Here is a 12,633-nt window from a genome sequence, read left to right on the forward strand (position 1 = left end):
GCCTGCGCAAGCTGTTCGGCAAGGTGGGCGTGGTCTTCAAGGGCAGCGGCTTCTACCGCAACGACAGCCGCGAGGCCGCCAAGAGCGCCGCAAACGGTTCCGCGAAGAGCACCGAGTCCGCGGCCTCGAGTTCGTCGGACTCCTCGAGCCCGTCCGGCTCGACGGACAAGAAGTCGGATTCGACCAAGTCGGACAGCTCCAGCTCGTCATCCAGCAGCACGAGTTCGTCGACGTCTGCCGCCGCAGCCTCCAGCTGACGCGGGGAAGTTATCCACAGCCCGGCGTGACGGCACGCGCGCGGGGCTTCGTGCTGCCTAGCGTGGCGACATGGGGGAATCACTCAATCCGTCGGCGCGCAGCCGGCTGGTCCACCAGTGGCGGCCGGACTGGACACGCACCGTGGCCGCCCGCAGGGTGGCCGCAGGCGCGCTCGTCGTCCTGGCGGCAGTCGCCGCGGTGCGCTCCGATCCGCACGGCGACCAGGCCGATATCGTCGTGGCGGCGCGTGACCTGTCTCCCGGCATCGAGTTGACCGTCGACGACGTACGGCTCGAAAAGCGTTCGACTGCAACGATTCCCGACGGTTCTCAGGCTACCGTCGGCAAGGTCGTCGGGTCGACGCTCGCCGGCCCCGCCCGCCGCGGAGAGGTGCTCACGGACGTGCGACTGCTCGGTCCGCGGCTGGCCCAGTCAGCGGCGGGCCCGGACGCCCGCATCGTGCCCCTGCATATCGCCGACACGGCGCTGTTGGACCTCGTCCGCCCCGGCGATGTGGTCGACGTGCTGGCGGCCGCCGACGACGAGATCGATCCGAGGGTGGTGGCGACAGACGCCGTCGTGGTCCTGGTGTCGGAGAAGCAGAAGGGTCCCGGCGCCGGAGGCGAGCGCGTGCTTCTCGTCGCCCTGCCTGCCAACGCCGCCAACGACGTCGCCGGCGCGACGCTGATGCAGACGGTGACGCTCACGTTTCATTGACCCCGAAGCGCCGGTGGATGACTAACGTTGCACACCTCCGGTCGGACTGAGGGAAGGGTATTAGCGCATGTTGAAAGGTTTCAAGGATTTCATTTCGCGGGGCAATGTCATCGATCTGGCCGTCGCGGTGGTCATCGGCGCGGCGTTCACCGGACTGGTCACCGCATTCACCCAGAAGGTGATTCAGCCACTGATCGACCGCATCGGCGCAGGGGGCGATAAGCAGTACGGAATCCTCAAGGTCTCCCTGGGTGGTGATCCCGAGCAGTTCCTGGACTTCAACGCGGTGCTGTCCGCCTTCATCAACTTCCTGATCGTTGCGGCGGTCATCTACTTCATCATCGTGCTGCCCTATAAGAAGCTCAAAGAACGCGACAGCAAGGTCGAGGAATCAGAGACCGAGCTGACATTGCTCACTCAGATCCGCGACCTGTTGTCCGAGAACGGTGACACCTCAGGCAGGCATGGCTCTTCACCTGCGGCCCTCGAGGCCGCTGAGGCGAACAAGTCGGACACGCCCTAGACCGGAACAGACAAAACAGCCCCCGGCTTTTGCGCCGGGGGCTGTCTTGTATGCCTAGCAGGGAGTTACGCCATGTCCCATGGCTCGCCGTAGGTGGTGACACTGTCACCGGCCGACGAGATCAGACGGGCGAACGGACGCAGCAGCACGCCACCGGCGGCACCGGTCACGGTGCCGTGCGCGTTGGAGACCGCCACACCGCCCTGCGGGCCCTTCACGTCAACCGAGAAGGTCGCAACCTCTTGGATGCCGGGGCCGTTACCCAGGTCAGCGCTGATCGACACGCCGGGGAACAGGTTGGGCGTGATGACCGAGCCCAACGGGTTGAACACCGGGAACAGCGACGCGTCGTCGAGCAGGATGTTGGGGGTGGTGTAGCTGAAGTTGATGCCAACGCCCAGCGACCACGGGAAGCCGATCTGGTAGCCCAGCTCCAGCGTTCCCTCGAATTCGTCGGCACCGGCGCCGGCGACGTTGTACTTGGCGCGACCCGAGTGGAACCACTCGCGGGTCAGCCGGTTGCGGTCAAGCGGAAAAACGCCGTTGAGGAAGGTATCCCACTGCTGGATCGTCAATGTCCGATCCTGACCGTCAACCAGGCTCAGCTCGTTGTCCAGCCCCGCATGTGAGGTACCGGTGCTCACGAAAAGAGCCGCGATGGCGGCGACCATCGCGATCAGCACCCGACTGATTGCCTTCATGTTCTCCCTAGCTCTTTCGGCGGTGACCGTGTCGGCTCACCGATTGGTTTTCTGTGCTGGTGAGTACTCCTACACCACACACGACGCAAGAGTCACACGTGTGACAAATGAGAGAGTCCACATGCTCTTCTTACGTTTTGCTCATCGTTGACACGAGGAACATAACGGGACGGCATCCGACCGGCAACGCGAAGGGGTCGGTATCGGATTGCCTGTCGACAACCGGCGTGTGTTTGCTAAGGCTCCCCTGGGCTGGCGTTCCCATGGCCGCTGACGTAGCAGGCGGACAATTCGGTCGCGCAGCTGGGCGTTATCCAGGCACACCGGGCGCCGACCCCGACTTGGCACCCTCACCAGTCATTTCGCACGCTCAGCGCAAACTCAGAGGTCAATCATGGTGAGGCGGAATGTTGTCCCGCAACCAGTTGTCGTGCTCGGCCTCCGAGGCGGGCGAATCGGTTTCGCGCTCGTCCGAGGATTCCTTCGGTAGCTCCTCGCCAAAGATCTTGTTAACTGCATCTCGGGAGGGCTTCGACGAAGCTGTCACAACGCGCCCACCGTGTGACGAAGATCACATTTCACCGAAGGCAGCTGTTCATGTTGACGTAACAAAGACGACATTGCCGCGGCGACCACGCGCCTGCTAGGCGCGGGCCGAATTCCAGCGGAAACCCCGATTATTAGATCTCCAGGCTGGATAGCTGGCCGATGATGTGGATGGCCAACGGGTTCAAGGTTGCCATCCCGTCACGTACCGCAGACCGGGAGCCGGCGATGTTGACGACCAGCGTGCTGCCGGAGACGCCCGCCAGGCCGCGGGACAGCCCCGCATCGACCACACCGGCAGCCAGACCGGACGCGCGCAGGGCCTCGGCGATGCCGAGCAGTTCGCGATCCAAGATGTCGCGGGTCGCCTCGGGGGTCACGTCGCGCGGCGTCACACCTGTGCCACCGACCGAGACCACCAGATCGACTCCCCCGATGACCGCGGTGTTCAGCGCGTTGCGGATCTCCACCTCGTCGGAGGACACCACCACGACACCGTCGACGACGAAGCCCGCCTCATGAAGCAGCTCGGTGACCAACGGACCGTTATGGTCCTCCTCGCCATGGGCCGTTCGGTCGTCGACGACGACGACGAGAGCCCGACCAACCAACTCACCTGGCTGTTCCATGAGTGCCACCGTATAGGTGGCCCCCGACGCCGGCGCGGCCACTCTCAACGTCGGCGCGCCCGGTGCCGAGATCACTGGGCAGCCTTGCCGAGGGTCACCTGTACCGTCTGCGGCTTGCCCGACGGGTCGAGGTACGTCAGCGTGACTTTTTCGCCCGGAGCCCTGGAGCGGACCGCGGCGACCAGGGCGTCGGCGCTGCCGATGATCCGGTCGTCGACCTTGGTCACGACGACGCCGCTTGGCAGGCCGGCGGCCGCTGCCGCGCCGCCGCTGGTGACCTCGACGATCTTCGCGCCGTGTGAGGCCGTGTCGTTCCCCACCTGCACGCCGAGCGACGCATGCGAGGCATTGCCGCTCTGGATCAGCTCGTCGGCGATGCGCTTGGCCTGATCGATCGGGATCGCGAAGCCGAGCCCGATCGAGCCGCTCTGGGCGTCGGCGGAGTCACCGCCGAGGGTGGCGATCGCCGAGTTCACACCGACCAGTTCGCCGTTCATGTTGACCAGCGCGCCGCCGGAGTTGCCGGGGTTGATCGCGGCGTCGGTCTGGATCGCGTCGAGCACGGTGTTCTGGTTGCGGATGTCCCCTCCCGCGGCAACCGGCCGGTTCAGGGCGCTGATGATGCCGGTGGTGACGGTCCCTTCGAGACCGAGGGGAGAGCCGATCGCCACGACGTCCTGGCCCACCTTGAGGTTGGCCGACGAACCGATGGTGATCGGGGTGAGATCGGAGATGTTGTCCGCCTTGACGACGGCGATGTCGCTGCTCGGGTCGGCGCCGACGAGGGTGAACTTGGACGTGCGTCCGTCGGCGAAGGTGACCGTGGTGTCGCCGCCCTTGGCGGCCTCGACGACGTGGTTATTGGTCAGAATCAGGCCGTCGGTCGACAGGATGATGCCGGAGCCCTCTTCGGAGGCCCGGCCCATGTCGGTCTCCAGCTTGACGACGCTGGGCACCACCTTGGCCGCGACCTGCTCGACGGATCCCGCGGGCAGACTGGCTGCGGGGACGCTCGGCGCCGCGGTGATCTGTGTGCCGCCCGGGCGGTTGTCCGGCTTGGCCAACAGTGCGACACCGCCGCCGATGCCGGCCGACACGACCGCGATCGTCAACGCGCCGACCGTCAATGCGCCTGCGCGGGAACGCTTCTGCGGCCGCTGGGGTGGCCGAGGGGGCAGTTGCTGGTTCGGCTGCGCCTGCGCGCCCCGGTACGGGTCGTATGCCTGGCGGTAGGCCTGCTGCTGTTGCTGGGTGGCGTAGCGCCAGTCGAAGGGCTGCTGTTGCTGATAGCCGGTATGCCCGTACTGCCCGGGATATACCGCCGTGCGGTCATCGCCTGGCCTGCGGCCCTGCGGGGGCGGCGGCGGTGAGTACCTCGGGTCGTTCGTCATGTCGCAACGGGCTCTTTCTACGAGTTCGGGACAACGCCGACACCTCTACAACGAAGTTCTGCTACCCCACGGTGCCCGGATGGGCTGAGAATCCACTTAGAGAATGTTCGGCACATCCCCAGATTTCCGGCCGATCCGCTTCACAATCGCTTACCCATTGTCGGCGCTGGCCACCGGTTGTGCGACCTCGACGGGCCGTGTCGCCGAAATAAGCCGTCCCGGTAGCAGCACGTAGATCGACGCCCCCGGCGGCTGCCCGCCGCGCAGGGTGTCCTCCACCCGAAGCGCTCCGCCGTGCTTGAGAACGACCTGCTTGACGATGGCCAGGCCAAGGCCTGAGCCCGGCATGGCCCGCGCCGACGTGGAGCGGAAGAACCGTTCGAAGACCAACTCGCGTTCGTGCGGTGGTATGCCGGGGCCGTAGTCGGAGACGACGAGCTCGGCGTGCACCGGGTCGGTCTGCGTCATCCGCACCAGCACCCGGCCGTTGGCGGGGCTCCACTTGGCGGCGTTGTCGAGCAGGTTCAGTATGGCGCGCGACAACCCGGCCGCGTCGCCGTACACCTGCCACGGAATGAGGTGGACGTCGAACTCGATGTCGCTGCGCCGCCGCCGAACCCGTTCGAGGCTTCGATCGACGACCTCGGATATGTCGACGGGTTCGTGCACGACGCCGCCGGCCTCGTCGCGGGTGAGGTCCACCAAATCGCCTACGAGCGTTGATAATTCCTCGATCTGGGCGATGACGTCGGTGCGCAGCTCAACCATCTCGTCGTCGGGAATCCGTGGCGCGCCGGGCTGCTGGGATGCGATCAGAAGCTCGACATTCGTGCGCAACGACGTCAGCGGCGTGCGCAGCTCGTGCCCCGCGTCCGTGACCAGACGCGCCTGTCTCTCCCGTGACTCGGCGAGCCCACGCAGCATCATGTTGAAAGCCTGTGTGAGACGGGCGAGTTCGTCGCTGCCGAGCACCGGGATCGGGCGCAGATCGTCGGTGCGCGCCACCCGTTCGGCGGCCTCGGTGAGCCGGGCCACCGGTCTCAAACCCGCACGTGCCACCATGCCGCCCGCGAACGCCGCGATCGCCACCCCGATCCCACCGACGATGAGCAGCACGGTGCCAAGCCGTTTGAGCACCTTGCCGGTTGGAGCCAAACTCTTCGAGATCAACAGCGAGCTGCCGTTGTTCAGATGCACGGCGAGCACACGCTGATGGTCGGCGGTGCGCAGCGACAGCAGCAGCTGGCCGGACATCACGTCCTTCTCCTGCTTGCCGATCGGTAGCGTCTGGCCCTGCTGGTTGGCCGTGTAGATGGACCGGCCGGGGTTCACCAGCATCGCGTTGACATCGGAGTAGGCGGTCCCCTCGATGGCCTTGCCGGGATCGGCGGCCAGCGAACCGCTTTCGATCAGCAGCCGCGCCCTGCTGTGCAGCTGGTTGTCGATGTCGTCGTAGAGCGCCCTCGAGACCACGACGTACACCGCGAGCGCCATCAGCACGACGACCATCGCGACCATCGACATCGCGAGCAGCATCACCCGCCAGCGCAGTGAAAGGGAGCTTGTTTCGGGTAGCGAACTGGGCCGCAGAGGGAGCGGTCGAAATCCGGACATCAGGGTGGTGTCTCACGCAGCACATAACCCACCCCGCGAACGGTGTGGATCAGCCGCGGCTCACCTTCCGCTTCCGTCTTGCGACGTAGATATCCGACGTACACCTCGAGGGCATTGCCTGAGGTCGGGAAGTCGAATCCCCACACTTCTTCGAGGATGCGGCTGCGGGTGAGCACGCGCCGTGGATTGGCGATCAGCATTTCCAGGAGGGCGAACTCGGTGCGGGTCAGGCTGATCTGGCGCTGTCCTCGGGTGACCTCGCGGGTCACTGGGTCAAGGCTCAGATCGGCGAACGTCATGGCAGGAGAGTCGCCGTCGTCGGGGGTGGTGCGGCGCAGCAGCGCGCGCATCCGCGCGAGAAGTTCCTCGAGCGCGAACGGCTTGGGCAGATAGTCGTCGGCGCCCGCATCGAGGCCGGCCACACGTTCGGACACCGAGTCGCGGGCGGTGAGAACCAGGATGGGCAGATCGTCGCCGGTGCTGCGGAGCTGTCGGCAGACCTCGAGCCCGTCGAGCCTTGGCATCATCACGTCGAGCACCACTGCGTCGGGCCGATCGTTGGAGATCAGATCGAGCGCTTCGACGCCATCTTGGGCCAGCGCAACGGAATAGCCGTTGAACGAAAGCGAGCGGCGAAGGGATTCGCGCACGGCACGGTCGTCGTCAACGACAAGAATTCGCACGGCCACCAGTGTTAACCCATCGCCTGAGAGTGACCTGAGAGGCGCGCCGGAGCCGCGCTGGCGGCGACATCAGACCCCGTAGCCGCTCTGGCGGCGACATCAAAAACTCGTAGGGCGAGCCAGTTAACGGCGGTCGAGATCGATCAGGCCGAGTCGAGCGGCCTTGAGCAGGCGGCGCGGCACCTTGTGCTGCTGGCCTGCGACCGTCACGCCGACGAGCTCGGTGCGCGTGGCCTTCCACTGCGAACGACGGCTACGGGTGTTCGAGCGCGACATCCGGCGCTTGGGCACAGCCATGGGTAAAGCTCCTCTACAAGGGGTGCTGCCGCGCAAGTACGACGTCGGCAATTGCCGTTCAGGATAGCCGGTGACCTGCGCGGGTTCCAAACAGCGCTGACCGGCAGCCGGTGGTTCGGTCGGCTGGGCCCGCTACCGGCGGCGGCGCAGGCCCGCGAGCCTGCGCGCAGGCGACGGGGATCCGGGCTCGCTGCGCGGGTTCTCCCGGTTGAAGTCGCTGATCATGCCGTCGACCCTGCGGTTCTCGGTGCGAAATCGGCGCACGAGCCACAGCGCCGACGCAAGCGCCAGCGCCGCAAGGACGATCCATGCCAGCCAGTCCATAAGTACCCCTGTTGAGCGTAGCCTCCGAACTGCGCGATTTCGGTGTGAATACCCGCGCTGAGCGCTGTTTATATCGTCGAAAACAAAACCGGGTGCCTTGACGGCGGACCGGAGGTACCGGATAACCTACGGATTGACCTACCGGTTGGTTGGTACGCCTGATCGATGAGGAGTGTGCGTGACGTCTGCGGTACGCATCGGAAACTGCTCGGGGTTTTACGGCGACCGGCATTCGGCAATGCGCGAGATGCTCACCGGCGGGGACCTCGACTACCTCACCGGCGATTACCTCGCCGAGCTGACCATGCTGATCCTGGCTCGCGACAGGGCCAAGTCCCCCGACCGCGGCTACGCCAAGACCTTCCTGAGCCAGCTCGAGGAATGCCTAGGCACTGCGCTCGACAAGGGCGTGCGGATCGTGGCGAACGCGGGGGGACTGAATCCTGCCGGCCTGGCCGACGCGGTCCGGGCACTTGCCGAACGGCTCGGCCTCGACGCCAAGGTCGCCCACGTCGAGGGCGACGACCTGGTGTCGCGGGCGGGCGATCTCGGCTTCGGAGCCGCAACGGCGGCGACATCCGGCGGGGGCACTCCGTTGGCGGCCAACGCCTACCTCGGCGCCTGGGGCATCGTCGACTGCCTCAACAGCGGCGCCGACGTCGTGGTCACCGGGCGGGTGACCGACGCATCCGTCATCGTTGGTCCGGCCGCCGCCCATTTCGGCTGGGGCCGCAATGATTACGACCGGCTTGCCGGCGCCGTGGTCGCGGGCCACGTCATCGAATGCGGGGTGCAGGCGACGGGCGGCAACTACGCGTTCTTCGTCGAGGCCGCAGCAGCGGGGGCGGACCTCCTCCATCCGGGCTTTCCGCTGGCCGAGATCTACGACGACGGCGCTTCGGTGATCACCAAGCACGCCGGAACCGGCGGGCTGGTCAGCGTCGACACCGTCACCGCCCAATTGCTGTACGAGATCACCGGTGCGCGCTACGCCAATCCCGATGTGACGGTGCGGATGGACAGTTTCGAGGTCTCGGCCGACGGCACCGACCGGGTGCGCATCGACGGGGTGCGGGGTGAGCCGCCACCACCGACGCTCAAGGTCTCGCTCAACGGCATCGGCGGTTTCCGCAACGCCATGACTTTCGTGTTGACGGGCCTGGACATCGATGCGAAGGCCGAGCTGGTGCGTCGACAGCTGGAAGCCGGCCTGACCGTGAAACCGGCCGAGCTGGAGTGGACGCTTGCGCGCACCGACCACGACGACGCCGACACGGAGGAGGCCGCCAGCGCGCTTCTGCACTGTGTCGTGCGCGACCCGGACCCGGCCAATGTCGGCCGCCAGTTCTCCTCGGCAGCAGTCGAATTGGCGCTCGCCAGCTACCCGGGCTTCACCACCACTGCCCCGCCCGGCGATGGTCAGGTCTACGGCGTGTTCACCCCGGGCTACGTCGACGCGACGGAGGTACAGCAGATCGCCGTGCACGCCGACGGCTCCCGCGCCGACATTCCCGCGGCTACCGAAACCAAGGTGCTCGAGAACGTCGCCCCGTTCGCGCTGCCCGAACCCATGCCGTTCGAGGACACCCAGCGCGTGCCACTCGGCCGCATCGCAGGCGCGCGCAGCGGCGACAAAGGCGGCAACGCCAACGTCGGTGTGTGGGTGCGCACCACCGATCAGTGGCGGTGGTTGGCCCACGCGTTGACCGTCGACAGACTGCGCGAAATGCTTCCGGAAACTGCCGATCTGGAGGTCACCCGGCATCTGCTGCCCAACCTGCGGGCGGTGAACTTCGTCATCGAGGGGATCCTCGGCGAGGGTGTGGCATATCAGGCACGCTTCGACCCGCAGGCCAAGGGCCTTGGTGAATGGCTGCGCAGCCGGCACATCGACATACCGGAAAGTCTTCTCATATGAGTATCTGGCACACGCCCGAACGCGAGCAGTTGCGAAAGACGGTGCGCGCCTTCGCCGAACGCGAAGTGCTGCCGAACGTCGACGAGTGGGAGCAGTCCGGCATGCTGCCGCGCGAGCTGCACCTGAAGGCCGGTGAGGCCGGCCTGCTGGGCGCCGGGATGCCGGAGTCCGTCGGTGGTGGTGGCGGCGACGGCGCCGACGCGGTGGTCATCTGCGAGGAGATGCATTACAGCGGGGCGCCAGGCGGGGTGTTCGCGTCGCTGTTCACCTGCGGCATCGCGGTGCCGCACATGATCGCCTCCGGTGATGAGCGGTTGATCGACACCTACGTGCGGCCCACGCTGCGCGGCGAGATGATCGGATCGCTGGCGATCACCGAACCCGGCGGCGGATCCGACGTCGGGCATCTCACCACCAAGGCCGTCCGCGACGGAGACGACTACATCATCAACGGGGCGAAGACCTACATCACCTCGGGTGTGCGCGCGGACTACGTCGTCACCGCGTCGCGCACGGGCGGCCCCGGCGCGGCAGGTGTCTCGTTGATCGTCGTCGACAAGGGCACGCCGGGTTTCGAGGTCACCCGCAAGCTCGACAAGATGGGTTGGCGGTCGTCCGACACCGCCGAGCTCTCCTATACCGACGTGCGGGTGCCCGCCGCGAACCTGATCGGCGAGGAGAACACCGGGTTCATCCAGATCGCGGGCGCCTTCGTTTCCGAACGGGTCGGCCTTGCGGCGCAGGCGTATGCGAGCGCACAACGCTGCCTGGACCTGACGGTCGAGTGGTGCCGCAACCGTGAGACGTTCGGTAAGCCGCTGATATCGAGGCAGTCCGTGCAGAACACGTTGTCGGAGATGGCGCGTCGCGTCGACGTCGCGCGGGTGTACACCCGCAATATCGTCGAGCGGCAGCTCTCCGGAGCCGCTCCGGCGGCGACATCAGGCCCTGGCGAGACCTCCTTATTTACTCAGGTGTGCTTCGCGAAGAACACCGCAGTCGAGGCAGGCGAATGGGTCGCCAACCAGGCGGTGCAACTCTTCGGCGGGATGGGATACATGACCGAATCAGAAGTCGAGCGCCAGTACCGCGATATGCGGATCCTGGGGATCGGTGGCGGAACAACCGAAATCCTCACCTCGCTGGCTGCCAAGACGCTGGGATACCAGTCGTGACGTCGCTGGCGTCGACGCTCGATCCCCGGTCGTCCGCCTACACCGAGGCGGCCGAGGCGATGTCGGCCAAGCTCGCCGAGCTCGATGCCGAACACGCCAAGGCGTTGGCGGGGGGCGGCGAGAAGTACGTCAAGCGCCATCACGACCGCGACAAGATGACGGCCCGCGAGCGTATCGAGATACTGATCGATCCCGACTCGCCGTTCCTGGAGCTGAGCCCGCTTGCCGCCTACGGCACCGACTTTCAAATCGGGGCGAGCGTCGTCACCGGCATCGGCGCCGTCGAGGGCGTCGAGTGCATGCTGGTTGCCCATGACCCGACGGTCAAGGGCGGCACCACCAATCCGTGGACATTGAAGAAGATGTTGCGGGCCAACCAGATCGCGCTGGAGAACCGGCTGCCGGTGATCTCACTGGTCGAGTCCGGCGGCGCCGACCTGCCGACGCAGAAGCTGATATTCATCCCAGGTGGACAGGGCTTCCGCGACCTGACCCGGCTGTCAGCTGCGGGCATCCCGACGATCGCCCTGGTGTTCGGCAACTCCACTGCGGGCGGTGCCTACATCCCCGGTATGTCCGACCACGTCGTGATGATTAAGGACCGCTCGAAGGTGTTCCTGGCGGGCCCGCCGCTGGTGAAGATGGCCACCGGCGAGGAGTCCGACGACGAATCGCTCGGCGGCGCCGAGATGCATGCCCGCACATCCGGTCTCGCCGACTACTTCGCCGTCGACGAACTCGACGCCCTCCGGATCGGCCGCCGCATCGTGGCCCGGCTCAACTGGCGCAAGCAGGGACCCGAGCCAGGACCGGTCATCGAGCCGCACTTCGACGCCGAGGAACTGATTGGCATCGTGCCATCGGATCTGCGCATCCCGTTCGACCCGCGCGATGTCATCGCGCGCATCGTCGACGGCTCGGACTTCGACGAGTTCAAACCGCTCTACGGGTCGTCGCTGGTGACCGGATGGGCCAACCTGTACGGCTACCCGATCGGCATCCTCGCCAATCACCGCGGTGTGCTGTTCAGCGAGGAGTCGCAGAAGGCCACCCAGTTCATCCAGCTGGCCAACCGATCCGACACGCCACTGCTGTTCCTGCACAACACGACTGGCTACATGGTCGGAAAGCAGTACGAGGAAGGCGGGATGATCAAGCACGGCTCGATGATGATCAATGCCGTCTCGAACTCGACCGTCCCGCATATCTCGCTGCTGATCGGCGCATCGTATGGCGCGGGCCACTACGGCATGTGCGGGCGCGCCTACGACCCGCGCTTCCTGTTCGCGTGGCCGAGCGCGAAGTCCGCGGTGATGGGAGGCGCGCAGTTGGCGGGCGTGCTGTCTATTGTGAGCCGGGCGGCGACCGAGGCCCGCGGCCAGCAGGTCGACGAGGAAGCCGACGCCGCGATGCGGGCGGCCGTCGAGGGACAGATCGAGGCGGAGTCGCTGCCGATGGTGCTGTCAGGGATGCTGTACGACGACGGCGTCATCGACCCGCGCGACACCCGCACGGTCCTCGGAATGTGCCTGTCCGCCATCGCGAATGGCCCGGTCGAGGGGACGTCGAACTTCGGCGTCTTTCGGATGTGAGCAGCATGATCACACGAGTCTTGGTCGCCAACCGCGGGGAGATCGCCCGCCGGGTGTTCGCGACGTGCCGCCGCCTCGGAATCGGTACCGTCGCGGTCTACACAGACCCCGATGCCGGCTCGCCGCACGTCGCGGAGGCCGATGCGCGGGTGCGGCTGGAGGGCCGCAACGGATATCTGGATAGCGCGCAACTGATCGCGGCGGCGCGGGTATCGGGCGCCGACGCCGTCCACCCGGGTTATGGATTTCTCTCGGAGAACGCGGA

At 66.4% G+C, this 12,633-nt stretch carries 14 protein-coding genes; 7 read left to right on the forward strand and 7 right to left on the reverse strand.

Features of this window, described 5'->3' with window-relative positions:
- The 3 genes from QOJ24_RS08670 to mscL form a co-directional block, all read left to right on the forward strand.
- Positions 1-257 (forward strand): FmdB family zinc ribbon protein (locus tag QOJ24_RS08670; protein ID WP_526260579.1); only part of this gene is annotated, 257 nt, incomplete at its 5' end.
- A 70-nt stretch (positions 258-327) separates the two neighbouring features.
- Positions 328-975 (forward strand): SAF domain-containing protein, encoded by a 648-nt coding sequence (locus QOJ24_RS08675; RefSeq protein ID WP_526260580.1) that lies wholly within the window; start codon positions 328-330, stop codon positions 973-975.
- Between the two features lie 67 nt (positions 976-1,042).
- Positions 1,043-1,498: a large-conductance mechanosensitive channel protein MscL gene (mscL, locus tag QOJ24_RS08680; protein ID WP_526260581.1), complete on the forward strand. Its 456-nt coding sequence runs from the start codon at positions 1,043-1,045 to the stop codon at positions 1,496-1,498.
- A gap of 65 nt (positions 1,499-1,563) precedes the next feature.
- Here mscL and mspA read toward each other — a convergent pair whose 3' ends face one another.
- The 7 genes from mspA to QOJ24_RS08715 all read right to left on the reverse strand — a co-directional run bounded on the left by mspA (position 1,564) and on the right by QOJ24_RS08715 (position 7,683).
- Positions 1,564-2,199, reverse strand: coding sequence for a porin MspA (gene mspA, locus QOJ24_RS08685; protein WP_526260582.1), 636 nt, complete (start codon positions 2,197-2,199; stop codon positions 1,564-1,566).
- Between the two features lie 680 nt (positions 2,200-2,879).
- A complete protein-coding gene (locus tag QOJ24_RS08690) occupies positions 2,880-3,422 on the reverse strand; it encodes a MogA/MoaB family molybdenum cofactor biosynthesis protein (protein ID WP_526260591.1) in 543 nt (180 codons plus the stop codon).
- A gap of 23 nt (positions 3,423-3,445) precedes the next feature.
- Positions 3,446-4,765, reverse strand: coding sequence for a S1C family serine protease (locus QOJ24_RS08695; RefSeq protein WP_526260583.1), 1,320 nt, complete (start codon positions 4,763-4,765; stop codon positions 3,446-3,448).
- A 150-nt stretch (positions 4,766-4,915) separates the two neighbouring features.
- Positions 4,916-6,379 (reverse strand): HAMP domain-containing sensor histidine kinase, encoded by a 1,464-nt coding sequence (locus tag QOJ24_RS08700; protein ID WP_526260584.1) that lies wholly within the window; start codon positions 6,377-6,379, stop codon positions 4,916-4,918.
- Positions 6,379-7,062, reverse strand: a complete 684-nt coding sequence (locus QOJ24_RS08705; protein WP_526260585.1) for a response regulator transcription factor — start codon at positions 7,060-7,062, stop codon at positions 6,379-6,381. The genes QOJ24_RS08700 and QOJ24_RS08705 overlap by 1 nt, the downstream gene beginning before the upstream one ends.
- 123 nt (positions 7,063-7,185) lie before the next feature.
- Entirely contained in the window at positions 7,186-7,359 is a 174-nt protein-coding gene (gene rpmF, locus QOJ24_RS08710; protein ID WP_014211617.1) for a 50S ribosomal protein L32, read from the reverse strand.
- A 132-nt stretch (positions 7,360-7,491) separates the two neighbouring features.
- Positions 7,492-7,683: a hypothetical protein gene (locus QOJ24_RS08715; protein ID WP_526260586.1), complete on the reverse strand. Its 192-nt coding sequence runs from the start codon at positions 7,681-7,683 to the stop codon at positions 7,492-7,494.
- A 178-nt stretch (positions 7,684-7,861) separates the two neighbouring features.
- Between QOJ24_RS08715 and QOJ24_RS08720 the strand changes: the two genes are divergently transcribed.
- The 4 genes from QOJ24_RS08720 to QOJ24_RS08735 form a co-directional block, all read left to right on the forward strand.
- A complete protein-coding gene (locus tag QOJ24_RS08720; RefSeq protein ID WP_526260587.1) occupies positions 7,862-9,601 on the forward strand; it encodes an acyclic terpene utilization AtuA family protein in 1,740 nt (579 codons plus the stop codon).
- Positions 9,598-10,776: an acyl-CoA dehydrogenase family protein gene (locus QOJ24_RS08725; RefSeq protein WP_526260588.1), complete on the forward strand. Its 1,179-nt coding sequence runs from the start codon at positions 9,598-9,600 to the stop codon at positions 10,774-10,776. Before QOJ24_RS08720 ends, QOJ24_RS08725 begins: the two co-directional genes overlap by 4 nt.
- Positions 10,773-12,368, forward strand: a complete 1,596-nt coding sequence (locus QOJ24_RS08730; RefSeq protein WP_526260589.1) for an acyl-CoA carboxylase subunit beta — start codon at positions 10,773-10,775, stop codon at positions 12,366-12,368. The genes QOJ24_RS08725 and QOJ24_RS08730 overlap by 4 nt, the downstream gene beginning before the upstream one ends.
- Positions 12,369-12,373: 5 nt before the next feature.
- Positions 12,374-12,633, forward strand: a 260-nt coding sequence (locus QOJ24_RS08735; RefSeq protein WP_526260590.1) for a biotin carboxylase N-terminal domain-containing protein, incomplete at its 3' end; no start/stop codon positions are given.

Origin of the sequence: Mycobacterium sp., from assembly GCF_032159775.1 — a bacterium.
Lineage (GTDB): Bacteria > Actinomycetota > Actinomycetes > Mycobacteriales > Mycobacteriaceae > Mycobacterium.